Origin of the sequence: Sorangium sp. So ce1153 (assembly GCF_051521595.1) — a bacterium.
In the GTDB taxonomy this organism is placed as follows: Bacteria; Myxococcota_A; Polyangia; order Polyangiales; family Polyangiaceae; genus Sorangium.
Genome location: NZ_CP150361.1, coordinates 677515 through 703994, shown reverse-complemented (window position 1 = coordinate 703994; position 26480 = coordinate 677515). Strand labels below are relative to the sequence as shown.

The following is a 26480-nucleotide window of genomic DNA, read 5'->3' as shown; positions in this document are numbered from 1 at the left end:
CCCAACAACCGGCCCTCAAGCGGGGATCCGGTGGTAGCTGCGAGCAAAATTGCTCCATCGCCTGCTGTCCGTTCCGACATGCCCGGTTGCACTCGTCCAGGGAGTCAGGCAGTTCGACCTCGCCGCTGGCCGCTTCAGCCTCGTCCACCTCCGGCGATCCTCCACATCCCATCGTCGTCGCCATCCCCGCGAATCCCAGCAGACCCAGCACGCACAGCAGCCGCCTCATGTGCTCCCCCCTGAGGAGCACGTGGAGCCCGCCCCCTCGCCACGTCAAGGAGAGCCTGCCTGGTACGGCTCCCGGCCCGGTCAACGCCGATCCCCTTCAAGTCACGCTCGGGTCAGCGAATCACCGACCGGTCAGCGCCGGTCAGGGTGGGTCATTTTGTTGATAAGGCTTTGATTCCGCGGCCCTGGTAAGGCCGTTGAAACCTGTTGATAGCCACCCCGATCCGCAGATTTCTGACCCTTACCTCGTGACGCCTGAGGCGGGCGCGGGCGGCCGGGAAGTTCGCCCGCGCGAGGCGCGGCGGTAGAGCTCGCGCCCGAGCGGCGCGCCGAAAAGACGAAGGCCCTGGGTAGCGACCAGGGCCTTAGGAGCGCCGCCGCGCCGCCGACGGACCTGTCCCTATCGACATCGATCTCGGAGCCCACGTCCCCGATCGCGACGTGATCCCCCACGACCTGGAGTCCTACGATGCCCAACGATGACGTCGCTGAGCTGATCCGCTCCCTCGACGTACGCGTCCGTCTCGCGCGAGGCGCTGCTCGCGCTCATCGCGCATGCCACCACGGCGCGCCTGTCGCCGGTGCAGACGTTCGAGGAGCTCCGGCCTTCGGGAACAACCCCTCGCCGACCGCCGCGTTACTCGTCAGAACGGCGAGCCGATCAACGTCCGCACGCGCGCGACGGCGTGCGAAGACCGGCCGCCCGCGTCCTCGCGTATCGCCAGCCCCATCTCGTCTGCCGCATTCTTGCAGTGACCCGCAACGGCCCGCCGCCTGGACTCGTCCAGATAGAGATCGAGCCGCCCTCCGCTGAGCCCAGGGTCGCCGCACGGAGATCCAACCGTGCCGGAGACCGCGAGCAGCACGTCACGCAGGCCCTGAGCGAACGTCGTGGCCTTCTGACCTATCGCTCGCAGAGCCATGACCTCCAGATGAAACGACTTCAGTCCGACGGATCTGTTGCCGTTCCATACCTTGACCGTCTTCACGAGGTCCACCGCCATGCCGTCCGTCAGGCGGTTCTTCTCCTTGGCGAGCTCCTCGTGCTTGATTGGGTCTGTATAGATCCATCTCCTGGCTTCCGCGTCCGGGATACGGAACCCGCCCTGACGACGCTCCAGCGCCGGCACGACATCCAGGCCGAAATCGATGAAGTGCAGCCCGACCGAGCGGTTCTGCACCCGCGCGCTCACCTCCGGGTACTCGCGGCGGAGCTGGGTGAGCAGGTCCCGCAAGAGCTCATCGACCGCTAGCTCCTCGGGCCCGGGCCGGTTCAGCACGACCATCTGATCCACGTCGCGCAACGGGAGAACGGCGGTTCCACGAGCGTAAGAGCCGATCGGGATGATCTTCGCCGGCTTCCAGTTGCGCTGGAGGAGCTCGTTGAGGCGGGTTCTCCGCTTGCTGATCTGCTCGATCTGACCAGGTGAAGGCCTCAGGCGGCTCAAGAACTCCGTGAATGCATCGCTCAACGTTCCCATCGTGGTTCTCCTCCTGCACCGCGGCTCTTCGGTCTCATCAAGATGCGCGCCAGAACCGCTCGGCCCTGAGCAGCGTCGACCTCGAAGGCTGCACGCCAGCCCTCCCCACTCTCTCGGGCAGCGTCGTCCGTCACCCCTCGGATTCCCGCGCTCAACCTCACCGGACCGGCCAGCGCACGCCGGTGATCTTCTTGCCGTCGCGCTGCCCCTCGACCTCGACTGGCGCGTCCGGCCCCGCGGCGCGCAGCGCCTCCTCGAGCCCTCCGCCCTCGATCTTCACGTCCTTCAGGTTGCGCTCCTCCCGCTTGCGCCCCGCGGCACCAACGAAGTACAGGCTCGACCGGTTCTTCTGGTCGCGCGCGATCCAGGCAAGCCCGCGCTCCCACGCGCCTGCGCTCGACGGCGCAGGCGCCGCTCCCGGATGGACCGCCGGCTTCGGCGGGGACTCGACGGGCGTCATCTGGAACCGTTCGGCAAACGCGCGCTGCTCGGGGCTGGCGCTGCGCTTCAACCAGTCAGGCCAGCAGTCCTTGCCTTTCTCGTAGAGCCCCCGCAGCGCCCTCCTCACGTCGTCGTGCAGGGCTTCGTCGGCGGCGATCTGCTGGATCTCCTCGAACACCTGCCGCGCGTTCGACTTGCCCTTGAACAGCGCGACCAGCTCGCCCAGCCGGCGGCGCCTCGCCTCGACCCGCCTCTTCTCGTCCTCACGCTGCTTCCGCTCGGCCTCCGCTCGCTCCTCCCTCTCTCGCTGCCGCGCGGACTTGTCGAGGACCATGCGCCCATAGCCCGCGGCCGTCTTCGCGCCGATCCCCTCGTGCCTCAACCCCACGTCGAGCCAGTCGAACGCCGCCTCGACCCATTCCTCGGGCCCGGTCAGCGCGATCAGGAACGTGCCCCTCGCCGTCAAGAAGGCCACCGGATTCGGCTCGTCACAATCGGCCGGCGGGCTCGCGCCGTCCTGGTAATAGCCCCTGTGGTGTACGGTCATCGTGTCCAGATCGAGCTGCAGCGACTTGCCTTCGGGGTCGGGGACCCACCACGCGTCGTGGAACACCACGCAGCCGCTCTCGCTCGTGTCGCCGAACAGCGAGCGATGGTCGTCCCCCTGGGGCCTCGGCTCACGTTCGTCCGCCTTCTGCCAGGCGGGCACGCCGGCTCTGTGCGCCGCGGCGCTGGCCAGCCCCTTGAGCGCGCTGCCGGGGAGGTACGGCACACCCCACGTGTGGAGCAGCGCGATGTTCGTCTCCCGCGCCGCGGCCGCGCCGAGGTTCACCACCAGCCGGCCCCTCGCCGTCCCGCGCCGCACCTGCGTCACGCCGCGCTCGATTCCCCCGGTGAGCTGCTCGAGACACGCCTGTCGCCGCGCGAAAGCGCGCGGGTACCCCTCGGGCACTTTGATGGGCGCCGCCTCCAGCAACGCGCGGAGCGCCTCCTTGTTCACCACCTCGTCGCCCGCCGGGCTCCCCGGGACATCCGGCCAGACGAGCATCTTGTCCAGCAAGAGCCCCGCGTGCTGCACGTCGAGGCGCCGGATCTTTTTCAGGTCATGCCGGCGCCCGTCAGTCGCGGTCATCGTCCTGCTCCCCCGGCTCGATGCCGAGCTCGCCCTGCACGAGCCGCCGGTACCAGTCCACGCAGGCGAGCGCCTCGCGCGTCAGCACGAGGTACATCGGTAACGGCGCGTGACGGACAGCACGCAGCAGGGCCTCGCCGCTCTTGATGTCCGCGTCGACCCGCCGGAGCTGGCTCGCGATGTGGTCGAGCAAGGGCCTCTGCACATCCGTCTTGCGCGACGACACGAAGTGCAGCGCCTGGCTCAGACCAGCCGACCGCACCAGCGCCGGCAACCGGTGCACCATGCCACCGTACTTCTTCCGCTTCTCGTCCGGCCAGCCCTTCACCGCGGTGACGTGTTCGTGGGCCAGGAGAGCGCGCTGTTGATCCAGAGACGGCATGTCTCACCCCACCATCGTCATGCGGCAGAGCCCTCGCCCCACCGTCGCCTTGCCGCCGAGCTGCACGACGCCGCCTCCAGCGAGCCCCTGCACGTAACCGAGCAGCTCCCGCGGTCCATGGCGGTCCGCGCCGCCCTCGCGCAGCGGCTTCGGCTGCTTCACCGGCGTGGCCAGGACGAGCCCGGCGAGGATCGTCTCGACCGGCAGCGCCTCCTCGGTCCACAGCGCGCCCTTCACGACCGTCTTTCTTTCCGCATCCAGTCGGACCCGCGTCGTGATCTCGAGGCACGTTTGCAGAAACAGCGCCATGACGTCATCGTGCACCACGCACACACGCGCGACGAAATGGCTTCGCTCCTCCGCGGCGCCGTCGTCCGCTCCCCAGAGCGCCTTCGCCATCGCCTCGGCGAAGCGCTCGAGCTCCTTCTGCACCGTCACCTCGAGATCGTAGTCCTCGAAGACGACCTTGCCCCCGAGATCATCCAGCCGGAGGACGCCTCCCGTGACGGCGGCCTTCCCCTCGTCCGGTTTGATCGCGGGCGGTACGAGATCCACGCGCCCCGCCTCCCGAGCATCCCGCCCGAAGCGCCGCAGCATGTAGGGCGACGTCACCCAGGCGAACGTCCCGCGCGCGCTCCGCACCGGCAAGAACAGCAGCGTCGCATCCGCGAGCTGCACGCTGCCCGCGTGCTCGCTGGCGTTGTCCGGGTCAGGGCCGAAGACCGCCTTGTGCAGCCCCGCGTCCGTGCTCTGGGCGGCGCGGAGCACGCCTTTAAGCGTCGAGCCCGGGATGAGCGGGATGCCGGTCGGCTTCTCGCGGGCGATGGGCAGGTCGATGCCGCCGACCGACTGCCCCGTGCCGCAGTGGACCGGCGAGAGCGCGTGGATCAACAGGAGCTTGATGGACTCACTCATTGAAGAACTCCAGGAAGCGTTGGAGAGGATCGATGGCCTTGGCGCCCATCGGCGGCGACGTCTTGCGGGCATCCTCGGCAGACAGCGCGCGTTTCACCTGCCAGCGATCACGTTCCCGCTTGCCACGCAGCTCGACCTCGTCCGGCACACGCGGCTCCAGCACGAGGGCGATCGCCTCGATTCCGGCGGGCCCCCGGTGCGGCCGGAGGACGAGCGGAGAGGCCCATCGGGTATGACCACGCGGGACCAGCGTCGTCGGCGCGGGCTCGCCATCCTGCTCGCCCTTGAACTGAAAGATGATGGGCAAGCCGAACGCGGCACGCGGGAACGCATGCACCGGATGCTCGGGCCGATGAGCCGGATGAGCGCGCCCGGTGAGCCGCCGGATCTCGTCCGGCTCGGGCCAGAAGGAGCGACCCGCCTTCCTCGTCCCGCCGCCCCGTCGACCCAGGCCGCCCTGCCGCAACGCGCGCAGCTTGCCGAGGAGGAACTTCTGGGCTGCCAGGCCGTTTTGCCAGTGCGGCTCGCGGCGCACGACGAGCGCTCTCGCGGCCTCCCTCCACGCTGGCAGGTGGGGCCAGGGAACCTGGAGCCCGCGAACATGGGACGCCCATCCGTCCTCGATCGAGGACTTGGACGCGGTGGCAGGATGTACCTCCACGACAGCACCGAATCCGCGCCTCGTGCGCCCGCCCAGCCCGCCCAGGTGGGCAAAGGCCCAGAGCGCCGCCGCCATATCGTCGTGAGCGCCGCTCGGGTAGCGGAGGCGCACCTGCCATGGCCCGGAGAACCGGTGCAACACGCCGTGCGTGCCTCCTGCTCCAGACCTGGCCTCCACGCGCAGCGGGAACGCTCCGTACGCGATCTCCTCCATTCCGGGCGCAGCGTCGAATTTGCCTGCGAGCACCTCCATGGGTGCGTAATTCGCCGGCTGCTCGACGACCTCCACCGTCAGTCGACTCGGCTCGGCCGTCGACCCGAACACCTTGTCCTCCGCCGCGCGCAGCTCCTCGACCCCCCGGCAGCCGCGCGGATTGCACGCCCGCCACCAGAACCGGAGCTGCCCGCGGATCGACGCGGCGCGGACCGGCGTCACCGGGTCGGCGCGCTTGTGCTGGCCCTCCACCTTCACGCCGCCACCGAAGACCGGCGTGAGGAACTCGTAGGTGCGCACCTCGTCGATGATCTCGGGCGTCGCCCGCTCCTTCGGCACCACCGACGGCGCTCGTCCCGGCCCTTTCCTCATGCCGCGCCTCCCTCCTCCAGCACGTTGCCGATCGCCGCGACCCCGAACCCGTCGCGCCGGTCGTCCTCTGTATCGCTTGTCGCCTCCGCCCAGGCCCGCTGGACCCACGCCCGCCGCGCAGCCGGCGGCCCCGTGAGCTCGAGCCAGTACACGCTGCCAGCTGGTGCGGCGCGCCGGATCCGCTTGGGCTGCTGCTTCGCGAAATCCCACCCGGAGATGGCGAGCGGCCGCCCCACGCACGCCGCCACGAGCCGCACGTGCGTCACCCCCTCGGCCGGCCCGAGCGGCGTGCCCGGCGACAAGCGCGGGCGCCAGCCTTCCTCGAAGAGGGCCGGCGTGAGCAGCAGCACCCGGATCTGCGTCCGGGTGTCTCCCACGCTCGCTCCCTTCAGCACCGCCTCCGGTAGTGCGGGCAGCGGTTGAGTCGCCCGGGCCCAGCGCACCAACCGGCGCTTCCCTCCCATCGGCGCGAGCCCCTCGCCCAGCGACCCCACCTTCGCCGCCGCAGCGTCGTCCACCTCCACCGCGAGCGCGAGCGGCGCGCGCGTCTCCGGGTGCACGAACCGCAAGCCTTCGGTCTCGAACAGCATCCCGTCCTCGGCTGTCGCGCGATCGCCGACCTGGACGTGCAGCCGACTCTCGCGCGGCAGCGCGTCGACGGCGCCGTGGAGGATGCTATCCGCGTCCTCGCCCGCGCGCCTCCCCGGCCGGACGAGCCACCGCGCAAAGGCGTCCCAGCGGAGGAACGCCGGGGGGCCTTTGGCTTTACCCTCGCGCTCGTGCCGCTGCGCCCACACGGGGACGACGTCGCCGGGCAACCCTGCATCGATCGGGGACGACGCATCCCGCGGCGCGGGGGAGAGCGCGGCGATCGACCAGCGCTCCGCGTCCGCGAGGAGCACGAGATCGGCGGGAGTCGGCGCGTAGAAGGTCCCCGCGTCGGGCTCGACCAGCCACGGTCCCCGCACCGCCACCGCGCGGAGCGCCGCGAGATCGTCCGCGCTCGTCCGCGCGAACACGCCGTCGGCCCCGAGCCCCAGCCGCGTCCGCACCACGCCGGCGACGGTCGACGGAAGCGGGAACGCGCGCGCCGCGCTCTCGCTGCGCCCCTGGTTCGGCCGCCCGTCGCGCACCACCAGCGGGTCGCGCGGCTCGATCGTCCACACGCTCATCCCTGCGCCTCCTTGGCCGCGCGCGCGAAGACCCGCGCCACCGCCACCTCGCGACCCAGCGCGGGGCCGTCGATCTCGCCCTTGTCGATCCAGCATCCGAGCTCTTCCAGCACCGCGCTCCGGATGTCCTTGCGCCCGAGGATCCGCCGCGCCTCCACGCGCTGTATGGCGCGCGCCTTGTCCTGCGTCTCGCCGTGCAGCCCCGCGACAAGACGCTCCAGCGCCGCGAGCTCCTCGATCATGGTCCCCGGCAGCTCGTCCTCGACCTGCAGATCGGCGATGCGCTGGAGCCGCGGGACCAGCGCGTCCCAGCGGCCACACACCGTCAAGGGCTCTCCGGAGCGCTTGTGCACCGCGATCGCGAGGGCGTTCTTCTTGTCTGTGGCGTCGCTGTATCTCGCCTTGGCGCGCATCTCCGCGTCGCGGGCCGCGCCGAGCCCCTCCTCGAGCGGGCTCCACGAGTGGACCACGGCGAGACCGGCCGACATGGACGGCACGCGCCCGGAGGTGGCCCACGGCGCGAGCTCCTCCCGGAACGCCTGCGCCACGCGCATCGCCGTCGTGAGGGCCCTGTGCAACGGCAACAGCGCCAGCACGTCGTCGCCGCCGGCGTAGAGGAGCGCGCCCTCGCCCTCCTGCACGATCGCGGGCACGCGCTCCCGGGCGAAGCGCGCGAGCGTCGCCGAGAGCCTTCGCAGCTCGCCGGGCGTCCCGAGAGTCGAGAGGAGATCGCCCATCGAGTCGCCGTCCGCGACGAGAATGGCGTAATAAGCGCTGGGCTCGTCACGTCCGGCGGACCTCAGCAGCGCGCGTCGCCTCTCCTCCACGATCTGCCTCGTCGCCTCGCTCGCGCCTGCGTCCTCGAGCGCCTCGCGCACGCGGCCCGGGTACAGCACGCCACCGTCGATCCTGCCGAGCAGGCTGGAGCGGAGCGGCGGCGGCGCGTCCTGGAACTCGCCGAGCACCCCGGCGTCCTCGAGCGCCGCGCGGTAGTCGCGCCATGCCCGGCGAACGGCCTCCTGGCGCGCCTGATCCCGATCCAGTCCGCGCAGGAAAGGCAGCGTCGAGAGGTGGTTGGTGCTGGGGATGCGCTCGGCCTCGTCGGTCACGCGCCGCCCGAAGCGCTTCAGCAGCCCCACGCCGCAGAGCCGCTCGCTGCCGTGCACGTCGTAGAAGCGGCGGCGCTCCGCGGATCCGAGCGCGGCCGGGCGCGCGCGGCCGGTCACCGGTCTGTCGTAGATGCGCTCATCGAGCACGGCGTCGCGAAGACCGTCGAGCGAGGACTTCGGCACGCCCTCCCTGGTCCATGCGGGCTGACGAAACGCGCGCGTCCGCTTGCGCGCCGCGAGCAGGCGATCGGCCTCGGCGCGGGCAGCGGGGAACCCGCCACCGAGCGGCACGACGACCCAGCTCGCCTCGAACAGCTCCGCGACCTGGGCGCGCGCGACGTGCTCGTGGAAGTTCTCGGTGCGCCGCCGGTCGTCCCGACCCACGCGCCCGAAGATGTCGGCGGTCCATCGATCGCGCTCCTGCTCGAACGCCCGGACGCCCGAGCGCGCAACCTCGGCGGGATCCAGATCCGCGGGCACGAGGGCGAGCACCTTGTTGGCCACGGTGAGACTCGACGCGGGCGCGAGTTCCTCGGCCGACGCAGGCGCAGGGAACAGCAGGGCCTCGTGGCCAGCAGGCCCGATGGCCTCGGCGACGCCACGCGCCACGGCCTTGCTGAGCGCGGCGACCAGCCAGGAGCCGAACCACAGGTCGTGACAGCGCCGCGCCCGGGAGATGAACTCCTGCAGGCTCTCGTGCGCGGGCGCCAGAGAGACGACGAGCAGATGCTCAGGCATCGAATCTCCCTTCTACGTGATCCATGGCCGCGCGTTGTTCGCTCCGACGAAGTCTCACGCAAACCATGGAGCAAGTTTGTCCCTGTGCTCGTCAACCAGAAAGACCATCGCTTGCTGGATCGGCTCGTGCGCATAGCTCTTCACGGCATCGACGAGAGCGCCGGGATCGAACCGTGGACGCCGAGCTTGCCTGACCAGGTGCCCGCCGATGGCGCAGAACAGCTCGGTGTCGGGCAGCGCGCGAGTGACGACCTTGTCGTAGCGCTCGGTATCGAGCCGCCCCGCCAGGGGCGCCAGCTCGACGGTCAACGGCGGGCGCAGCATCTCATCGACGTGCGACGGCTCCCGGATCGTCGCCGCGCGCGCGAGCTGAAGGTGCCACATGAGATATCGTCGGAGGCGGCGCTCGTCGAGCCGGTCCATCGGTATCGTGCCCTGCGCCATGATGTCGAACGCCGAGATGCCGTGGAGCACCATCTCCAGCCAGCGCTGAAGACGAGCGCGGAGCTCGTCGCGAGCGGCATCGCCGCCCCTGTCGAGCTCCATCTTCATCAGCGCCCGGACCGCGAACGCGTCCGCCGCATAGTCGACCTGCTCGAGGACGAAGCCGGCGCCGCCAACGGCGGAGTAGTTCGTGCTCCGGAGAGCCTGCCAGTCGTGGAGGAGCTCGTGCAGGATGAGCAACTTCGCGAAGCCTTGCTGCTGAGGCACGGTGCTCCTGCGGAGCGCCTCGGCGATCCCCTCGCCGAGCGCGTAATGCCCCTCGATCACGCGAAGCCTGAACGCGCTATCTTTCTTCGTATCTGTCGACCGCTCCAGACGGCCGAGGCGCTCGATGAACCTCTTCCGATCGGTCGCCGACAGCACATCGGCGGGCAGGTGCTCGGCTTTCATGGTCCTCTTCAGCTCGGCGATCGCCGCCGCCATCGCGTCGATCACGTCCCGGCGCGCGTTCACGTCCTCCGCTCCCTGCGGGATCTCGGGCTCGGTCCTCGGGTTGAACGGAAGCGAGTAGACCCGCTCGTAGCGCGGAGCGCGGTACTCGGTGAGCCAGATGTCCTTGCCCACCACGGTCGGGTTGATGGCACGACCGATCGCGAAGGCGACCTGCACAGGCCCGCCGACGAAGAGCGAGAGGCCCGAGCGGCGCCGGTAGCGCGCGGGAGCCTGGGACAGGAACTGCGTGAGCTGCAGCACGAGCGTGGCGATGTTGTCGGGCGTGACAAGCAGCGCCTCCGAGGAGCGAAGCTTGATGACCCCGGCCACGGGGTCGCCTTCGTTCACGATGAAGTCCTCGAAGACATCCTCCGACGGGTTCCTGCCGGCCGTGTCGAGGTAGATGCCGAGGCGTCCCGGTCTCGATACCTCCTCCGCGGGCAGGCCGGCCACCTGGTCGAGCAGCGGTGGGCTCTCGACCTTTGCGCTTTCCATCGGGAAGTGCTCCCACGGCCCCCCGCCGGGAGCCTGGTTGAGCACCACCTGCCTGCCTCCGAATTTGGAGAGCAGGTAGCCCAGGTGGACGAAGACGGCGAGCGGGCCACGACCACCGATGAAGACGGCCGTGGGGTTCGTGGTCTCGTCACGGATCTTCTGCACCTCGACCGCGATCTGCTCGACCGCACGTCCGATGGCTGGCCAATCGATTGGTGAGGAGTCGGGGGGCGGCGAGAGCCGGGGAGCGCCGAGCTTCGTCAGGAGCAAGACACGAAGAGCCTCGCGCTCGGGCGGGAGGACATCGCGAAGCTCCTCGACGTTGGCAGAGGGGTACAGGTCTACCGCTATCAGGATCTGGACATCGTTCTTGGCCATGATGTGTCGCTCCTCCGAGGCTGCTTTGATGACCTCTCATCGATTGCTATACGGATTCATCGCCAGTGATCATAGAGCTCCAGGAAGCGGCTCAGGGTCCCCTGGGAGAGCACCATTGGCCCGTCTCTTCCAGGGACGTCATGAGGTCCATCGGCTCGATTGCACGCCGTGTCCGCGTGCCGCTCCACGCGCGAACGCCGCAGGTCCCGACGATGATGAAGTAAAGTGTATCGCCGTCGTACGCATCGGTACGAAGATGCCGGCGCCAGTCGTTCAAATCGGTCGACGACGGCTCCGGGTTCGCCTCCGGGTGCGTGTGCCACTCGCCGAGATAGACACACGTGCCGCGGCTCGTTCTCCAGACCTCATCGACCCGCCGCTGATGGCCCGCTTTCCCGCGCCGGAACTCGAAGCGGGCTCGATGGTCACCGCGCATCGGCTCGGTGACCTCATCCACGACGAGGTCCGAGGAGTCGAGCAGATGACGGCCGAGGAGCACCCCTCCGGCCTCCCGATCCTGCGGTGCCACCTGGCGGTACAGCGCGAAGCGCTCAAGGACAGCGGCGTCGAGCTTCAGCCGCTTCCCGTCGATGGCCTTGAAGATGACGCCGGCGCTCACGCTCTGCCCCCGCACACGACGCAGGCCTCCCGCACGTAGTCGAACCGACCACCGTGCAGCTCCATCTCGTCGAGCTGGTGTCGATCCGACGTCCGGAAGCCAGCCGCTCGGAACGCACCCCCATCGCCCTTCCAGGAGAGCAGCGGATGTCCGACATCGCGTCCTTGCAGGAAGTCGAGCGTTAGCCGCGATGCGAGCTCCGCCGTGCGAGCCGCGTCGAGGTCGGCGTACGGCGTGTACATCGTGGCGCACCCCGAGACGTCCTTCGCGAAGTGCTGGTCTGGCCCGGCGAAGTCGGCGCGATTTCGCCGCTCCCCCTCGCCGAGCGGGGACTCGAACAGGCACTCGAAGCAGCCCCGAGCGCCTGCGCGACGCGTGTTCGCGAGCAGCGCATGTCCGCCGATACCATGGGGCTCCAGCCACGTCAGGAGCAGCGCCGGGGCGCTCGCCGCGCGGTGCATCTGCTCGTTCACGTATAGGCCGACCGTGGGATCTCCAGCGGCGTACAGGAGGAGGTCGATCTTGGCGAGATCGAGCTCCCGGTTCTGGAGCAGCTGCTCGATGCGCTTTCGATGGAGGTCGATCTCGATGTAGGGCACCTTGCCCGTAATCTCCTGCTTCAGCGCGTCGACCTTGGGTGTTCCGATCGCGCTGTGCCCGAGCACATGGCGCAGCGTGTTCCCGGCGGTGAGCTTGTCAGGGTCGATCAAGGTCAGGTGCCTGACCCCGGCCCTCGCGAGCAGGAGCGCGAGGTGCCCCCCCACCGAACCGCAGCCGGCCAGCGCCACCCGCTTCTTCGACAGGTGGAGCGCTCCCTCGCTGCGGGCCATGATGACCGCCCGATCCCGGCGATCGACGGCGACGACGCGGACGGGTTGTCGTGTCGTGCCATGGAGGAGCGGGTTCCCCCCGGTGACCTCATGGTAGTCGAGCGCGATCAGGCCTTTGCCGCCGCTCGGTCGCGGCACGCCGAGGGTGACGAGGGCTCGCGGGAAGTCCTTCGCGCCCAGGCGCTCGAACTCCTTGAGGTTCTCGCGCGAGAGATGTCTCAGAACAAAGGAGCGCGCCCACTCCTGCGACAGGAGCTGGCGCGGATTGAACCGCTCTTCCAGCACGGTGCTCGTGAGGGGCACGTAATGCGCCGCCCACAGCGGCTGGCTCGTGGCGATCCTGCCGTTCCAGAAGGCGCGCACCGCTGCGAAGGAGTCCGCGACCAGCACGGGTTTCCCTCGATCCGTTCGGCCGACATCGATGCGCCTGAGCCTGTCGTCGGGCTCGACGTAGCACGGCAACGGATCTGCACCGGTGAGTTGTCGCCAGTACGCTTCGAACTCGTCCAGGAAATCCAGCCAGTTTGCGCCGGAGATGCCGGCGGTGACGGTCTGGATAGCGGCATCCACGGCCTCCTCGAGGACCAGAAGGGGCGCACGATGATCGAGCAGGAGCCCTTCGCTCGAGCGATAGCAGATCCGGCCGTCGTGCTCGACGTGCGGGAGCGCGCCCAGGGTCTCGGGCAGCACGACGAAGATCTGGGGAAGAGCGAGGGGAAATCGAGCGCAAAGGCCCACGCGCAGCGCGACCCCGCGGCCGCCGATCTCGACGTGCCCCTCGGCCGCCGCGTCGACGCTGCGCGCCTTCCCCCAGGCGATCTCGTCGCCGCGCAGCACGCGCGCCGGCCCGAGCCTGCCGCTCGCGACGAGCGCCTCCAGGAGTTCGTGCCGTTCGCGCGCGCCGATCACGGGGATGTCACGCCGAGTTGCCGGACGAGATGATCGCGCGATCGCGCTTCTGCGCGGTGTCGCTCTTCTCGGGGACGGGGAAGTCCTCGCCGAGGTGCTCGCGGAGCTCCTTGCACGCGGTGTGCGGATCCACGTCCTCCTGCGCCTTCTTCAGCGCAGCGAGGAGCGTCTCGAGGCGCTCCTTGAAGGCGCGCATGCTCGCGTCCGACATGTTGTCGCACAGGTCGGAGTGCGGCGAGATCGGGAGCGCGATGCAGAGGCGCGGAACGTACTGCTGCTCCGTCGGGCTCCAGGCGGGCTGGAACCTGCTCAGCATTCCGGCCACGAGGTTGGTCAGCGCCTCGAGGTCGTCGTACTTCGTGGTGTTCGCGAACACGTCCTGCCGCTTGGACAGCTGGAGCCAGTGGTGGGCGGCAGCCGTCAACGCGATCCCCTTCGGGGCGGCCCTGCCATGGCCCGAGAACCTGAGGTCCTTCCAGCGCTTCAGGGCGCGGACGATGCGACGAAACTGCTGCGCGTCGTCACCGGAGCGCGCACCGGTGATGAGGTTCTGGAGCTCCTGCGCGCTGGACAGCTCCCAGAAGCGCTCGCTCGTGCCCGACTCGGGCTTGCCCTTCGCGACGTAGTCCTTGCCGTCGTCATTCCTCGCGCCGCTCGAATACACCACGAGGTCGACGTGATAGATATCCTCCCCGCCCTCCTGGTAGTAGACGGTCACGCACGAGCGGCGCATGACGACCTTCTTGGTGTGCTTTTCCAGCGCGTTGTGGACCCACGCCTTGACGACGACGGGATCCGGGTAGGCGCTCTTCGGCAGGTCGAAGCGCAGGCCGACGTCGATGTCGAAGTCCCCGTTGACGGGCTTCACGCCGAGGTTCATCGCGTAGCTGCCCTGGTTGAAGGCCTCGTAGGAGGGGATCTCTGTCCCGTCCTGGCGCTGCCGCTTGATCCCCTCGCTGAGCCGGCGAAGGACTCGCTCGCGCTTCTCGACGAGGGTCGCCTTCTCGTCGTCGCGCTCGAGCCGGATGGCCTCGTCGAACTGCACGAAGTACTTCTGAATGTCTGCCACGATGTCTACCTCCAGTAACGGCTCCGCGCGAGCGCGGGGTTACGGGCACTCCTGCAGCGAGAGCAGGTTGTTCGGCTGCTCTCCGTCGGACTTCGTCTTCAGGTACTCGTGCCCGAGGGCGGACTTGCCGACGATCACGTCCACGCGGTGCCCTTCGGGGCGCTCGACGTAGTAGGTATGGGTCCTGTCCTTGATCTGCTTGATCGCGTCCTCCTGCCGTTCCCGCCACGGCTTGCCGGCGGAGTCGGTCCCCCCGACGAGGCGGATGCGCTCGTGAGCGTTGGTACGGTCCGTCTTCCTGATGCAGCGAATGCGCCTGTCCTGAGCCATGCTCGATCTCCCGAAGAACAGGTGACCCTCGCGGGGCGCGCCGCACGCGCGCTCCACGTTGATCACCGTCGCTGATGAGGAAGATGCCGTTCCGGAGGAAATCGAGCGCGGGTACCGTCGATTTTCGCGACGGCGCGTCCTGCTCCGCTACCGCAAGCTGTCCAGCTGTCCGATCACCTCCTGCATCGACGGGCGCGTCGACGGGATCTTGTTCAGCATGCGGCCGACGAGGTCACGCAGCGCCGGAGGGGTCTGCTCACCGAGCCGATCCATCGGGGGGTTCTCGAACAGGTGGAGCGCCATCAGATCCTTCGGCTGCTCCGCGACGAACGGCAGGCGGCCTACCAGCATCTGGAACAGGAGCACGCCGAGGGAGTACACGTCCGCCTGGGCGCCGGCGGTCTTGGACTTGATCCACTGCTCGGGTGCCATGTAGTCCCAGGTCCCGAGCATCACGCTCCCACCGGTCGAGACGTGGCCGACGGCGCTCTGCTCGCCCCCCGCTTCGGAGCGCACCTTGGCGAGCCCGAGGTCCGCGAGCCGCACCTCCGCCACGCCGAGATCACAGGCATCCAGCAGCACGTTGGCGGGCTTCAGGTCCCGATGGATGATGCCACGGCTGTGCAAGGCGAGGAGCGCGCTCGCGATCTGAGACGCGAGGCGAGCCGCAGTCCTCAGCGGGAGGGCGCAGCCCTCGTCCCCGTCTGCGAGCGCGCGCGCCAGGTCGCTCGGCAACCACTCCAGGACCATATAAGGCGAGCCGGACGGCAAGGTGCCCGCGGCGAGCAGGGGCACGATGTACGGATGCTGGATGCTACGGAGGACGCTCGCTTCGTTGAAGAAGCGAGTCACGATGTCCTCGTCCGCGCACAGCGCCTCGTGCAGCGCTTTCACCGCGACGGATCGCGCGGCGTGCTCGGAGCGTGCCTCGTAGACGTGGCACATCGCCCCGACGGCCACGAGGCTCACCACCTCGTACCCCTCGACCCTCGATCCAGGTGCCAGCATCGGTGCCTCGGGCTCCTTTCTTCTATTCCTTGAGGTTCGTGGGCCGGAGGGCCTGGATCCGCTCGATCCACTCGAGCATGTGCCGGAGCTCCTCGGCGCAGGAGGGGTGCTCGGCGATGAACGCTGCGGGAGCCACGTGCTCGCCGGCGTCGCGCCGTCGCAGGTACACCAGCAGCGCGGCGGCAGCCTCGTCCTGCGCCTGTGTCAGGCGAGGAGAGCCGGCGTCTGGCGACCCCGGATCCGTAGCGGTGGTCATGCGCTCCCGGAGCGTCCTGAGGCCCCGTTGCAGCAGACCAGAGACGGCTCCCTGGGTCTTGCCCATCTGCGCAGCTGCGTCGGCGACGCTCAGCTCCTTCAGATGACAGAGGTATATCGCTTGCCGTTGCTCGTCCGGAAGCTGGAAGATCTGCGTGAACACCTGGCGCCACTGCTCCTCGGTCTCGGTCGCCTGACTCGGGCTCACCTGCTGGGCGGGGATGTCGTCGTCGACGAGCGGCGTCTCCCCGGCCCTGTTCCGCTTCTGGCGCGCGGCGTCGCGAAAGTGCTGGGTCGTGCAGGTCTCGACGATGCGCCGCAGCCACGACAGCCACTCGCCTTCGGTCGTGCCCTCGAAGTCGGGGAGGGCCTGGAAGGCCCTCGCCGTGGCTTCCTGCACGAGGTCGGACCCGCGCGCGATGCCCGGGTGCCTCTTCGCCACGTAGCGCGACACCCAGGGCCTGCACCACTCGAACAAGCGGTCGATCGCGGTCTGGTCCCCTGACCGCGCGCGCGCGATCAGCTCCTTGATCGAGGGAACTTCCTGGCTCATAGGGGAGTGCAGTTCATCACACCGTGGCAAGCAGACGCCGCGATGCGAACGTGTTGCTGTGGGTCGAGACCCGGGGCTCTGGCGTCGCCGGCGCGAGACGGTGCCATCATCAGCCGGCTGGCGTGGTCTCCGGCGCTCGGCCGCGGGAAAAGCGCTGCTACGCTGCTCTGGTGAGGCAACGGCGGACCTGGCGTGGGGGGGACGGGTTCCGAGCATGGGACCGAGGCGGAGGCCTCTCGATCCGGATGGATGCCGTCCCGCGCCGGATCGAACGCGAGGTCGTCATTTTTTTTCGGGCGGCGGGCAGGCCAGGCGCGTGAACCGGACGTCCTCCGGATCCCGCACGACGAAAACGTGAGCTACTTCACATCTACGCTCGTGCGCCTTCGCGGCGCGCTCGCGGCCTCTGCGGCTCATCGCCAGCGCCTCCACGCCCTGGAGGCTCTGGCACAGAAGCAGCCCGTACTCCTTGTGGGTCGGGTCCCCGAGGTGCAACGCCTCGCCGGTGCTGGCCGCCTCATCGTAGAGGCGCGACGCCTCGGCGGTCTGTCGCTCCTCTAGCCGCACGGCGGCCAGGGCGACCTGGATCTTGCCGAGGATCCAGCGGTAGTACGCGTTCCACGGCTCAGCCTGGACCACCTCTTCCGCGCTCTGGCGGGCCTGCTCGATCGTCGTCGCCGCGGCGCGCAGGTCGCCGCTCCTGCGCTGGGCCTCGCCCCTTGCGCTCGACGAGAGGGCGATCAGGGCGCGATTGTACCTCTTGCCTTCTCCTTCAGGCTCGTCGATCTCCTGGAACGAGCGAATGGCGTCCTGGTACCGCGCAGCCGCGGCGCGGGCATGGCCGAGCTCGAGCTCGACGTCGGCTTGCTCGGAGTAGCTCGTCGCGAGCGTGCGCTTGTAGTTGCTGGTCCCGGCAGCCCGCGGCGCCATGGCCATCAGCGTGGCCACGGATCGCGCGAACGCTTCGCGGGCGAGCTCGTACCTTCCATACGCCAGCTCGAGCTTCCCGCGCTTCGAGTGGTTCCACGCGAGCTTCATGAGCAGGTCGTCGTTCGACGGGTCCCGCGCGAGCCCGAACTGGATGCGGCTCGCTGCCTGCGAGACGAACGCGTAGGACTGGGACAGCTGCTCGTAGGATCGAGAGAAATCGCTGCGCCGGTGCTTCACATCCACCACCGATTGGATGACGTCAGGCTTGTCCTTTTCCTCTTCGCCAAGGGACGACAGATTGTCGTCGAGGTGCTCGAGGAGCTTCGCTCGGATGCTCGACGTGTACAGCAGCCTGCCGTGCTTCCAGTCGAGATCGCCGACCACCTTCTTTGTGGCCATGATGATGTGCTCGCGATTCGCCTCCGCGCGCTCCCGCTCTCTCTCTGCGTGCTCCAGCGCCTCCTCCGCGCGTCGCCGTTCCTCGTCCGCGTGCTCCCGCTCTCTCCACGCCCAGAGCGCGGTCGCGGATATCGCGATCACGGCAGCCCCGAGGATCACGGCGAGCGCCCGCTTCATCCAGGAGCGCCTTCTCTCGAGCCTCTCCGCCTTCCCGAGGAACCTGCGCGCGCGCTCGCTGGCCATGCGCAAGAGCCGCTCGCGCTGGTGCGCGGCACCGATCTTCCCCCGGTAGTGATCCAGCAGCGAGCCTGCCGGCAGCCCATCCTCCGGCGTCCCGGATTGCTCCCACGCGCGCGCCGCGCCCTCGAGGTCGGCATGCCGCTCGAGGAGAGCGCGCTCGGCTTCTATCCAGCCCACGATGACCGGGACGCGCTGGAGCAGCGTCTCGTGAACCAGGTCGACGCGCTGCAGCGAGGGATCCGCGGGAGGATCGCCCACCATCACGATGAGCCGCAGGTTCTCGGAGCCCTCCGTCGAGTGACCTGGTTGCCCCGTCGACATGCCCGAGAGCCGCATGAGCACCTCGTCTGCGAGCCGGTCGCCCCCCGCGGCCGCGAGGACCTCGCCCCGGGTCCTTGGACGCCGGGTATCGGGGGTGCCGCGACCCACCTGGACGAGATCGAGGAGGAGCCATTTGGCTCGCTCTCGCCCCGCCTCCCCGAGGTCGTCGAGGAGCAGCGCGGCGTGGCGGGCCAGTGCGCCGCTGACCCCGCCGATCTTCTCGTAATCGTCGTGGGTCAGGGCGGCCGCGGAGCGAGAGGAATAGAGGCTGCGCAGCGTATGTCCCAGCAGCGGCAGCCGGCCATCGGTGCCCGCGGCGTCGCGCACCATGCGCTCTGGCAGGTCGTCGTCCAGCTGGATCCCGGCCCTGGCTGCCATGCCGAAGATCACCTCTGCGAGCGCCTCTTCGTCCATTGGCCGGAGGTCGTGGCGTAGCGCCTTCTGGTTCAGCAGCCGCGCCAGGCCGGGCGCCTGCCGCATGCGGTGGCTGTAGTCGCTCCGCAGCGTGGTCAGCAGCCGGAGAGGGGAGTGCTCGTTCGAGAGGCAGCTCGACAGGAGGGCATCGAACTGGTGCAGATGACCATCGCTCAGCGCGAAGAGCTCCTCGAGCTGCTCCACGACGAGCAGCAGCCTGGCGTTCGCCGGGACATGGCGCGAGAGGAGCGCGTCGAGCGCGTCTGCGTCGGAGCGCAGCATGGCCTCGACGTCTGCCGGTGGGCTCGCGAGGCCGTGCGCCGAGCACGCGGAGGTGACGGCCACCGCGAGGCTCCTGATGGGGTCCTCGGACGGCCGGAACGTCGCGACGAGCCACGACGCCGCCCTCGGGGATCGCTCCGTCAGCCGCGGCAGGATGCCCGCCTGAACGAGCGACGATTTACCGCTGCCGCTGGGCCCGTCGATCTGGAGCCAGCGCCTGGTCCCGCCCTCGCGCATCTCCTCGAGGTCGGCCAGGAGCTTGCGGATCTCGGCGTCGCGCCCGAAGAACAGCTCGGCCTGCGCCTCGGTGAAGGGCTGCAAGCCCGGGAATGGGCATTCGTCCTTCTCGCTCTCCCAGGGCCGGGCGAGCATGTCCTGGCAGCGGCTCATCGCGGGGCGCTGCTCGGGCACCTTGGCCAGCATCGAGGCGACGAACGTGCTGAGCGCCGGAGGGACCGTGGGCACGAGCTCTCGCAGGTGCATGGGCTCGCCGTACACGTGCCCGTAGAGGAGCGCGACGTCGTCCGTCGCGACGAACGGCGGTCTCCCCGCGATCAGCTCGAACAGCACCACGCCGAGCGCATAGACGTCCGCCCGGTCCGTGACCGCCGTCGGGTTCCTGCACTGCTCGGGTGCCATGTAGGCCGAGGTTCCGAGGATGTTGTAAGCGGCGGTCCTCACGTGCGTGTCGGCGCGGTCCTCGCATGCCGGAGCCGGCATCTTGGCGATACCGAAGTCTACAACCTTCGGCTGAAGGCCCAGGGGCGCCGCTTCGTCCTGCACGAGGATGACGTTCTCCGGCTTGAGGTCCCGGTGCACGATCCCTTTCGCGTGGACCTCGACCATCGCGTCGGCGATGTGCCGGCAGATCGCCAGTGCGGCCCCGAGCGGCGCCGGGCCGTTCTGGCGCTGGATCCACGTGCGAAGCGTGGATCCGTCGAGGTACTCCATGACAAGGTAGGGGGTGCCGTCCTCGCCCTTGTCGCAGTTGTGGACCCGCACGATGCCCGGGTGCTGGAGCTGCGAGAGGGCGCGCGACTCCTGAAAGAACCGCGCCACCATCTGGGGATCACCAGCCGACTCCAGCGAGAGGAGCTTGAGCGCCACCTCCTGGTCCATGTGCTGGTGGACCGCGGCGAAGACGCGCCCGATGCCGCCCCTCGCGATCGGCCGGAGGAGTCGATAGGGACCGATCGTCTCGCTCGGAAGCTCCATACCGCGGTGGCAGACTCTAGCCGATGAGCGTCCGCTGGCACCAGCGGGCGGTGCTCTGGACGTAGATGCACCCGGTGTTGCTTGTGTCACGGACGGCACGCGGGCCCGGCAGCGGATCGAAGGGGCGGAGCACGAGACGGCGGGGCAGCCACGGAGGTCGGCCGGCGCAGCGCGTCAGTTCCACGGTGCACGCCGGGAGGGCGCGAGGACATGGCGGGATCACGCGCTTGCCGCCACGCTTGCTCCGTAGCAATCTGGGCTGGCCGCGAGATCGCCCGAGGGCACGACGAGATGAGCCTCAGCGCTGCTGGAGCCGCGCTCCAGGGACACGACTACCAGCACCTCTTCGCCTGGTATCACGCCTTGCGGGCGCTGAATCCCGCGGAGGACGTCACCGGAGTCGCGGTCGAGGCGGAGGGCGCGGGCAATGTGGACGACGTGGTGGTGCGTCGCCGGACGGCACCGGACGAGCACTACCAGGTGAAGTACTCGGTGGATGGCCGCCACCCGATCGACCAGGCCTGGTGGCTCACGCCGGCGACGAGGAACGGCAAGAGCCCGTTGCAGCGGTTCTGGGACAGCTGGCAGCTGCTGACGCGAGATGGGCGGCGGCCTCCCATGGGCCTTTATACGAATCGCCCGCTCGACGTCTCCGATCCGGTGCTGGCCTTGCAGGACGGGCGCACCGGCACCCTCGGCCCGAGGCTCCGCGGGGGCAGGCTGAGCGCCGATGCCGCACGCGGGCTCGAGCGCTGGGCGAATCATCTCGGCGTCGCGCAGGCGGAGCTGCTCGACATGCTCGATCACCTCGTCCTCCTCACCGGCCAGGCCGGGTGGATGGGCCTTGCCACGAGCGTGTCGGACCGCATGGCCGCCGTGGGGCTCCGGAGCGATGCGCTCGCGGTCGAGCAAGGGGCGCAGGCCATTCACGCATGGGTGACCGAGGGTCGGCGCGAGGTGGACCGGCAGGCGCTGGTCGCGGAGATCGCGCGCCGCGGCTTGCGCGGCGAGGCGCGGCAGGCGACGGTGGTGGTGCAGGGGATCGATCGCGATCCCTGGGCGGCCGGCGTGACGGTCAGCCTCGACTGGGTGGATCTCTTCGAGGGGGATCATCCCCGCGCGCGCCGGCAGCTTCGCGATCCGAGCCACTGGAACGCGCGTCTGCTTCCGGAGCTGGAGGCCGCCGAGCGGCATGTCCGCGCGCTCGGCTTCGACCGGGTGCTCGTGCGCGGCCACATGCGGCTACCGGCGTGGTTCGCGGCCGGCGTCGCGTTCGGCGACACGCGCAACGTCCGGGTGGGGTGCGTGCAGGGCGGCCAGCGCTGGGGCAGCGACGTCAGCGAGGCGCCCGGCGGACTCGCTGTCGACGTCACCTCGCCCGTGGAGCTCGGGGCGGGCGACGAGCTGGCGGTGGGGCTCAGCGTGACCAACGACCTCTCGGAGGACGTGCTCGCTTACCTGCAGGACAGTGTGCTCCCGGTGGGGCGCTTCGTCGCGATCGCAACCTCCCCTGCCCCGAGCCGGACGGCGATCCCGGACGCTGCGGCGGCGATGGGATGGGCGCTCGCGGTGAGGCAGGTGGTGCTCGATCAGGTGCGCGCGACCGGGGCGCGCCGGGTCCACCTGTTCCTGTCAGGCCCGGCCGGCGGAGCGCTGCTCCTGGGGCATCTCTGGAACCGGCTCCCCAGCACCCAGCTCTACGAGGATCTGAGCCCGGGCTACGCGCCGGCGTTTCTCATCCAGGGCTGATCCGGGGGACAAAGGAGCCGGCGCGCCTTCTCCGGTATTCTTGCAGCTCAGCCGCCCGCTTCCGGTGTGCTCCGCGCGGCTTCCATGCTTCCTCGCATCGCTGGAGCACGATACTCCACGGCTCACCGCGCTCCTTGAGCGCGAGGAGCAGCCCCTTGATCGGAGGGCGCGCGCACGGCTGATATCCTCCCCACGTCATCGGCAGTTGGGCGCCAGCAGGCCCTGGTCGCGGGGGCCGCCGCCTTTCAGCGGCGGAGAGACGCCGCCGCGCCGGCCGCGCATCACGCCATCTACGCTTCAATGGGGCCGCCGCCTTTCAGCGGCGGAGAGTCCCGAACACGATCACACGATGGCGCGTCGACGACACGCTTCAATGGGGCCGCCGCCTTTCAGCGGCGGAGAGCTCCTACTGCGCCGGTCAAGGCGCCACCAAGTGCATTGTCAGCTTCAATGGGGCCGCCGCCTTTCAGCGGCGGAGAGTCATCCCAAGACCGAGACGGAACTGCGGCTGTACGAGCTTCAATGGGGCCGCCGCCTTTCAGCGGCGGAGAGGCCGCCCCCGACCGCGTCGACCTCCTGCCGGTTGTCGCTTCAATGGGGCCGCCGCCTTTCAGCGGCGGAGAGTCCGGAGAGGGCATCGCGTCAACGCGGATACAGCGCGCTTCAATGGGGCCACCGCCTTTCAGCGGCGGAGAGAGGCTTTCCAGGCCTACCTGACATTTCGCACACTTGCAACCCGGTTTGCGAGAGGTCCCCGTCCCACCCCTCGCACCGGCCGCCGGGGGCCGCTCCGCGCGCCCCCGGCCATCTCGAATTCCTTCGTCTTTTCAAACACCTGCCGGCCTTGCGAGCGCCCCCCGGCTTTTCCGCGTCACTCCACCGCTCGCAGCCGGTGCTCCCGCCTTCTTCTACCACGCTCCCTCCTCCCCTCGCCCAGCCATTCCGTTCTCCCGGCTGCTTTGCCGCCACAGACCCCACGTCCCCCGCTCACTCCCCCGCCTCATTTCACGTCGCCCCCGCCTCGCCGGTCGCGCCCCCCGCCTCATTTCACGTCGCCCCCGCCTCTGCCTCCTCGCCCCCCACCTCGCCACTCTCGTCCCCCGGCTCGCCCGACTCACCCCCCGCCTCGCCGGCGTCGTCCCCCGCGGGGCGCTCGCCCTCCGAGCCGGGGGCCGCGCCCGCCGCCTCGGGGATCCCGCCCGCCGGCCCCGGCGCCGCACCGCCCGCGCCGGGGCTCCCTCCCCTCGACCCCCGGCGTCCTCCGCCCGCCCCCGGGGCGCCGCTCCCGCCCCGGGGGGCCCCTGCGCCGCCCTTGGGAAACACGCCCACGGAGCACGCTCCGGACGCACTCGATGCATCGACAGCCCACCACGTCCCTGATAGCCCACCACGGTGGGAGGTGGATCATGGCCAAGCTCACGATAGGTCAGAAGGCAGAGCGCGTGCTCCTGCTGCTCATGGGACTCCGCAAGAACAAGGTCGCCGCCGCGCTCGTCGCGCACGGCTTCTCCGATGATGATCTCTCCGAGGGATGGCGCCTGCTCCAGCGCGTCACGCGCACACGCCTCGGCTTCGTCGCCACCGCAGCCGCCACGGACACCGGCTTGATCAACGAGATCGACGCCTGGGAGAACAAGTGGTTCCCCATCGCGTCCGCGACCCTCAAGCGCCACGCGCCACAGGCGCACGCGTTCCTGTTCCGCAACCTCGCCCAGACCGAAGGCGCGGCCGTCCTCGTCTCGGTCAGCACCTTCGTCGAACGCTGGGAGAGCCTCGCAAGGTCCAAGGAAAAGGGCGGCCCCGACGCCGAGGGCGACGAGGCCCGCAAGATCCTCGCCAAACGCGGACTCACCAAGGCCGTCATCGACGAGGCGAAGCAGCTCCTCGCCCGCGCCGGAAAGCTCGAGTCCATCGCCGACGTCCCGCCCGCTGCCGCCACCGATGAGGACTTCGAGAAGGCAGAACAGCAGCTCTGGGACTGGTACCTGGAGTGGAGCACCATCGTCCAGACCGCCATCAAGGACCGCAGGGTCCTCCGTGAGCTCGGCTTCCGCCGTACAAGCTCCAAGGCCGCCGCAGCCGAAGAGCCAGCCGGCGAGGAGGCCGAGGACGAGGAAGAGGCCGAGGACGAGAGCGACGGCGAGGTCGCCGAGCCTCGGACCGAGCCCGGCGCCTTCCTCACCGGCGCCCCCGTTCCAGCCGCCGGACGCAAGGGGCGCTGAGCGCACGAGCGCATCGCGTCCACGACAGCTCTCCTGCTTCCTGCTCTACCCGCCATTCATCGAATCACGCGCCGCAGCTACCGCCGCCGCTGCCGTCCTGCCTCAGCAGCACGGCACAGCACCGCGCGTCGCCGGCAGCCACCACCGGCGGCGGGCAGCGCTGTCATGACGATACCGGCACGACATCGATGCCATGCGCGTAATACGCTGGTCCGGCTCCGGCTCCTCCGCTTACCTGGACGCGCTCTTCTTCGTTTCACACAAACCGCACACGGCGCGCCTCGATTGTCTTGCTGAAACGCTCGATAGCTCCCATGTTGCCTGCCCTATCGATGCGCAGCAGATTCGATATCCGGTACGTGCCCGACCCGACCCGCGCGGCCTTGCGCGCCGAGCTCGGCCTGCTCGGCGAGCTCGCGGCAGAGCCATGCCAGTTCGAGGTTTTCCACGACACCCCCGGCCCGGGCGAGCTCCGCGGCTGCGTCCGCAAGCAGCTCCACTGGCACCACGAGCTCGAGCGCCGCGCCGGCGGCGAGCTGCCCTTGCCGCGGCTGTGCCTCCTCAGCATCGGCCGCCCCGCCACCGTCCTCGACGCGTTCGGCTTCGCGCCGGTCCCCGGCCGCCCAGGCCTCTACCGCACCGCCCCCGCCTGGCGCGTCGACCTCGTCGTCATCTCCGAGCTGCCATGCACCCGCGAGACGCTTGTCCTCCGCCTGCTCGGCGCCCGCGCCGTGCTCCGCGACGCCATCCGCGAGCTCGCCGCCCTGCCCGACGACGCCTTGGAGAGAAGCATCGCCCTGCCCTGGCTGGTGCGCTTGCTCTTCGAGATCCCGCACGAGGCCTCGGCCTACGCGGCGCCGGACACGGAAGAAGAGGAGGAGCTCGTGACGGAAGTTCAGCAGTGGTTCGAGCAGCTCAAGCAGTCCCTCAGGGACGAGGCCCGCAAGGAGGCGCTGCAGGAAGGCCTCAAGGAGGGCCTCAGGGAAGGACAGATCGGGACACGGGCGAGGCAGTTCGAGAAGAAGCTCGGCCGGCCCCTCGCCGATAGGGAGCGCTCCGTGCTGGCCGAACGGCTCGACCGGCTCGCCTCGACGACGTCCTCCTGGAGCTCCTCGCGGGCGCGCTCGCCGAATGGCTCGCGGATCCGGCGGCAAGCTGACGGCAGCTCCCCGCCGGATCCCCCTGATCTCCGCCTCTCGTCCTCCCGCCGCCGCGATCGCGCCTCGACGACGTCCTCCTGGAGCTCCTCGCGGGCGCGCTCGCCGAATGGCTCGCAGATCCGGCGGCAAGCTGACGGCAGCTCCCCGCCGGATCCCCCTGATCTCCGCCTCTCGTCCTCCCGCCGCCGCGATCGCGCCGGCCACTCAACCAGGCCCTCGGCTCCCGTGAAGTACCCCTGTACGAGCAGAACCGCGGCCATGGATGACAATTTCGGACAGCTCGACGCAATCAACGTTCACCCCTCTGACACGTTGAACCGATGACGACGGCGCAGAGCGCATCGTGCGACCTTGGACACACCAGCCCGTCCGGCTCAACCTGCCAGTCGGCATGGCGTCCGCTGCGCCTGCTCGGCGGGGATGACCCCGCGGCTCTGCCGCGGTATGCTCGTACCGTCATGCCGGGCACCGGGTACACCGCTCACGTCGATGGACAACGCGTCGACATCCTGAGGGACGGCGTCATCGTGGCCACCGGGCGCTGGACCGGTCAGCGCATCGAGCACAGCCCTGCCTGCCTCATCCAGGGAGACGCCGCCGATCTGGACGAAGCGCTCGCGGCCTCGGACGCGATCTACGCGGAGCTGGAGGAATCGCTGGCCGCCGAAGAGGCCGCCGCGCTGGCCACCGCCGCCTACAACGAGGAGGGTGTCGACCTGACCCTGATCGACTGGGTCCTGGACATGACGCCGAGAGAAAGGCTTGAGATGATCGAGTCGTACGCGGGTGTCCCGTTCGGTCGCATCCTCGACGTCCTCGAGGATCACGAGGTCGAGTTCATCGTCATCGGGGGCGTCGCCGCAAGCCTGCAAGGCGCAGACTGGAACACCAAGGACCTCGACATCCTGTACTCGCGCGATCCCCGGAACATCCGCCGGCTGCTGGATGCACTATCGGTCCTCGAGGCCCGCTTCCGCGATCTCGCAGGCCGCCGCATCGTTCCCACCGAATCGCACCTGCTGACGCATGGCCCCAAGCTCTTGCTCACGAAGTTCGGCCCGCTGGACGTCCTCGGCACCCTGAGCATGCACGATGACGAGACCACCTACGACGCGCTCGTCAACCAGACCGTCACGCTGGAGACGCCGCGACATTCGATTCGTGTCCTCTCCCTCGAGGGGTTGATCGAGGTCAAAAAGAAAGCCGCTCGTCCTCAAGATCTCCGGACCCTGCCGATCCTGCACGCAGCGCTCGAGCGCTCCAGACAGCGCGGCTGAGCTACAGCCGGCGCCCATCACACGCTTCCCAACCACTCGCGCATC

At 69.5% G+C, this 26480-nt stretch carries 20 protein-coding genes and 1 CRISPR repeat array; of the genes, 4 read left to right on the top strand and 16 right to left on the bottom strand.

Annotation, left to right across the window (positions count from 1 at the left end; translation table 11 throughout):
- Positions 1–872: 872 nt before the first annotated feature.
- The 15 genes from WME85_RS02470 to WME85_RS02400 form a co-directional block, all read right to left on the bottom strand.
- On the bottom strand, positions 873–1709 hold the full coding sequence (locus WME85_RS02470) for an SMODS domain-containing nucleotidyltransferase (RefSeq protein ID WP_437834970.1): 837 nt from the start codon (positions 1707–1709) through the stop codon (positions 873–875).
- A gap of 157 nt (positions 1710–1866) precedes the next feature.
- Positions 1867–3282: a type III-B CRISPR module RAMP protein Cmr6 gene (gene cmr6, locus WME85_RS02465; protein ID WP_437834968.1), complete on the bottom strand. Its 1416-nt coding sequence runs from the start codon at positions 3280–3282 to the stop codon at positions 1867–1869.
- A complete protein-coding gene (locus tag WME85_RS02460) occupies positions 3269–3664 on the bottom strand; it encodes a type III-B CRISPR module-associated protein Cmr5 (RefSeq protein WP_437834966.1) in 396 nt (131 codons plus the stop codon). Before WME85_RS02460 ends, cmr6 begins: the two co-directional genes overlap by 14 nt.
- A gap of 3 nt (positions 3665–3667) precedes the next feature.
- Positions 3668–4579 (bottom strand): type III-B CRISPR module RAMP protein Cmr4, encoded by a 912-nt coding sequence (cmr4, locus tag WME85_RS02455; protein WP_437834964.1) that lies wholly within the window; start codon positions 4577–4579, stop codon positions 3668–3670.
- Entirely contained in the window at positions 4572–5825 is a 1254-nt protein-coding gene (cmr1, locus tag WME85_RS02450; protein ID WP_437834962.1) for a type III-B CRISPR module RAMP protein Cmr1, read from the bottom strand. Before cmr1 ends, cmr4 begins: the two co-directional genes overlap by 8 nt.
- On the bottom strand, positions 5822–6997 hold the full coding sequence (locus WME85_RS02445) for a type III-B CRISPR module-associated Cmr3 family protein (protein ID WP_437834960.1): 1176 nt from the start codon (positions 6995–6997) through the stop codon (positions 5822–5824). Before WME85_RS02445 ends, cmr1 begins: the two co-directional genes overlap by 4 nt.
- Entirely contained in the window at positions 6994–8844 is a 1851-nt protein-coding gene (gene cas10 / locus WME85_RS02440; RefSeq protein WP_437834958.1) for a type III-B CRISPR-associated protein Cas10/Cmr2, read from the bottom strand. The genes WME85_RS02445 and cas10 overlap by 4 nt, the downstream gene beginning before the upstream one ends.
- A gap of 54 nt (positions 8845–8898) precedes the next feature.
- Positions 8899–10653 (bottom strand): SAVED domain-containing protein, encoded by a 1755-nt coding sequence (locus WME85_RS02435; RefSeq protein ID WP_437834956.1) that lies wholly within the window; start codon positions 10651–10653, stop codon positions 8899–8901.
- A gap of 91 nt (positions 10654–10744) precedes the next feature.
- Positions 10745–11272 carry a Mov34/MPN/PAD-1 family protein gene (locus WME85_RS02430; protein ID WP_437834954.1) on the bottom strand — a complete coding sequence of 176 codons (528 nt, stop codon included), beginning with the start codon at positions 11270–11272 and terminating at the stop codon, positions 10745–10747.
- Positions 11269–13011, bottom strand: a complete 1743-nt coding sequence (locus WME85_RS02425) for a ThiF family adenylyltransferase (RefSeq protein WP_437834952.1) — start codon at positions 13009–13011, stop codon at positions 11269–11271. Before WME85_RS02425 ends, WME85_RS02430 begins: the two co-directional genes overlap by 4 nt.
- 7 nt (positions 13012–13018) lie before the next feature.
- Positions 13019–14080 (bottom strand): cyclic GMP-AMP synthase DncV-like nucleotidyltransferase, encoded by a 1062-nt coding sequence (locus tag WME85_RS02420; RefSeq protein ID WP_437834950.1) that lies wholly within the window; start codon positions 14078–14080, stop codon positions 13019–13021.
- 39 nt (positions 14081–14119) lie between these two features.
- Positions 14120–14476, bottom strand: coding sequence for a DUF3892 domain-containing protein (locus WME85_RS02415; protein ID WP_437834948.1), 357 nt, complete (start codon positions 14474–14476; stop codon positions 14120–14122).
- A gap of 81 nt (positions 14477–14557) precedes the next feature.
- A complete protein-coding gene (locus WME85_RS02410) occupies positions 14558–15418 on the bottom strand; it encodes a serine/threonine-protein kinase (protein ID WP_437834946.1) in 861 nt (286 codons plus the stop codon).
- A 22-nt stretch (positions 15419–15440) separates the two neighbouring features.
- A complete protein-coding gene (locus WME85_RS02405; RefSeq protein WP_437834944.1) occupies positions 15441–16226 on the bottom strand; it encodes an RNA polymerase sigma factor in 786 nt (261 codons plus the stop codon).
- Between the two features lie 282 nt (positions 16227–16508).
- On the bottom strand, positions 16509–20027 hold the full coding sequence (locus WME85_RS02400; protein WP_437834942.1) for an nSTAND1 domain-containing NTPase: 3519 nt from the start codon (positions 20025–20027) through the stop codon (positions 16509–16511).
- A 291-nt stretch (positions 20028–20318) separates the two neighbouring features.
- Between WME85_RS02400 and WME85_RS02395 the strand changes: the two genes are divergently transcribed.
- Positions 20319–21776: an SAVED domain-containing protein gene (locus tag WME85_RS02395; RefSeq protein ID WP_437834940.1), complete on the top strand. Its 1458-nt coding sequence runs from the start codon at positions 20319–20321 to the stop codon at positions 21774–21776.
- 223 nt (positions 21777–21999) lie between these two features.
- A CRISPR array of direct repeats spans positions 22000–22472; the repeat unit is 36 nt; unit sequence GCTTCAATGGGGCCGCCGCCTTTCAGCGGCGGAGAG.
- A gap of 351 nt (positions 22473–22823) precedes the next feature.
- On the opposite strand, the gene WME85_RS02390 is transcribed toward WME85_RS02395, so the two are convergent.
- The gene (locus WME85_RS02390) at positions 22824–23105 is read right to left on the bottom strand and encodes a hypothetical protein (RefSeq protein ID WP_437834938.1); all 282 of its coding nucleotides are present in this window, start codon (positions 23103–23105) and stop codon (positions 22824–22826) included.
- 77 nt (positions 23106–23182) lie between these two features.
- Between WME85_RS02390 and WME85_RS02385 the strand changes: the two genes are divergently transcribed.
- The 3 genes from WME85_RS02385 to WME85_RS02375 all read left to right on the top strand — a co-directional run bounded on the left by WME85_RS02385 (position 23183) and on the right by WME85_RS02375 (position 26435).
- Positions 23183–23998, top strand: a complete 816-nt coding sequence (locus WME85_RS02385; RefSeq protein ID WP_437834937.1) for a hypothetical protein — start codon at positions 23183–23185, stop codon at positions 23996–23998.
- Positions 23999–24330: 332 nt separating this feature from the next.
- The gene (locus tag WME85_RS02380; protein ID WP_437834935.1) at positions 24331–25482 is read left to right on the top strand and encodes a hypothetical protein; all 1152 of its coding nucleotides are present in this window, start codon (positions 24331–24333) and stop codon (positions 25480–25482) included.
- Entirely contained in the window at positions 25479–26435 is a 957-nt protein-coding gene (locus tag WME85_RS02375; protein WP_437834933.1) for a hypothetical protein, read from the top strand. The genes WME85_RS02380 and WME85_RS02375 overlap by 4 nt, the downstream gene beginning before the upstream one ends.
- The last annotated feature ends 45 nt before the right edge of the window (positions 26436–26480 follow it).

Excerpts from the sequence above, each read along its gene's own strand:
- WME85_RS02400 (WP_437834942.1), bottom strand. The coding sequence starts at position 20,027 with ATGGAGCTTCCGAGCGAGACGATCGGTCCCTATCGACTCCTCCGGCCG.
- cmr4 (WP_437834964.1), bottom strand. The coding sequence starts at position 4,579 with ATGAGTGAGTCCATCAAGCTCCTGTTGATCCACGCGCTCTCGCCGGTC.
- WME85_RS02460 (WP_437834966.1), bottom strand. The coding sequence starts at position 3,664 with ATGCCGTCTCTGGATCAACAGCGCGCTCTCCTGGCCCACGAACACGTC.
- cas10 (WP_437834958.1), bottom strand. The coding sequence starts at position 8,844 with ATGCCTGAGCATCTGCTCGTCGTCTCTCTGGCGCCCGCGCACGAGAGC.
- cmr6 (WP_437834968.1), bottom strand. The coding sequence starts at position 3,282 with ATGACCGCGACTGACGGGCGCCGGCATGACCTGAAAAAGATCCGGCGC.
- WME85_RS02375 (WP_437834933.1), top strand. The coding sequence starts at position 25,479 with ATGACGACGGCGCAGAGCGCATCGTGCGACCTTGGACACACCAGCCCG.
- WME85_RS02410 (WP_437834946.1), bottom strand. The coding sequence starts at position 15,418 with ATGCTGGCACCTGGATCGAGGGTCGAGGGGTACGAGGTGGTGAGCCTC.
- cmr1 (WP_437834962.1), bottom strand. The coding sequence starts at position 5,825 with ATGAGGAAAGGGCCGGGACGAGCGCCGTCGGTGGTGCCGAAGGAGCGG.
- WME85_RS02385 (WP_437834937.1), top strand. The coding sequence starts at position 23,183 with ATGGCCAAGCTCACGATAGGTCAGAAGGCAGAGCGCGTGCTCCTGCTG.
- WME85_RS02405 (WP_437834944.1), bottom strand. The coding sequence starts at position 16,226 with ATGAGCCAGGAAGTTCCCTCGATCAAGGAGCTGATCGCGCGCGCGCGG.
- WME85_RS02380 (WP_437834935.1), top strand. The coding sequence starts at position 24,331 with ATGCGCAGCAGATTCGATATCCGGTACGTGCCCGACCCGACCCGCGCG.
- WME85_RS02435 (WP_437834956.1), bottom strand. The coding sequence starts at position 10,653 with ATGGCCAAGAACGATGTCCAGATCCTGATAGCGGTAGACCTGTACCCC.
- WME85_RS02395 (WP_437834940.1), top strand. The coding sequence starts at position 20,319 with ATGAGCCTCAGCGCTGCTGGAGCCGCGCTCCAGGGACACGACTACCAG.
- WME85_RS02445 (WP_437834960.1), bottom strand. The coding sequence starts at position 6,997 with ATGAGCGTGTGGACGATCGAGCCGCGCGACCCGCTGGTGGTGCGCGAC.
- WME85_RS02470 (WP_437834970.1), bottom strand. The coding sequence starts at position 1,709 with ATGGGAACGTTGAGCGATGCATTCACGGAGTTCTTGAGCCGCCTGAGG.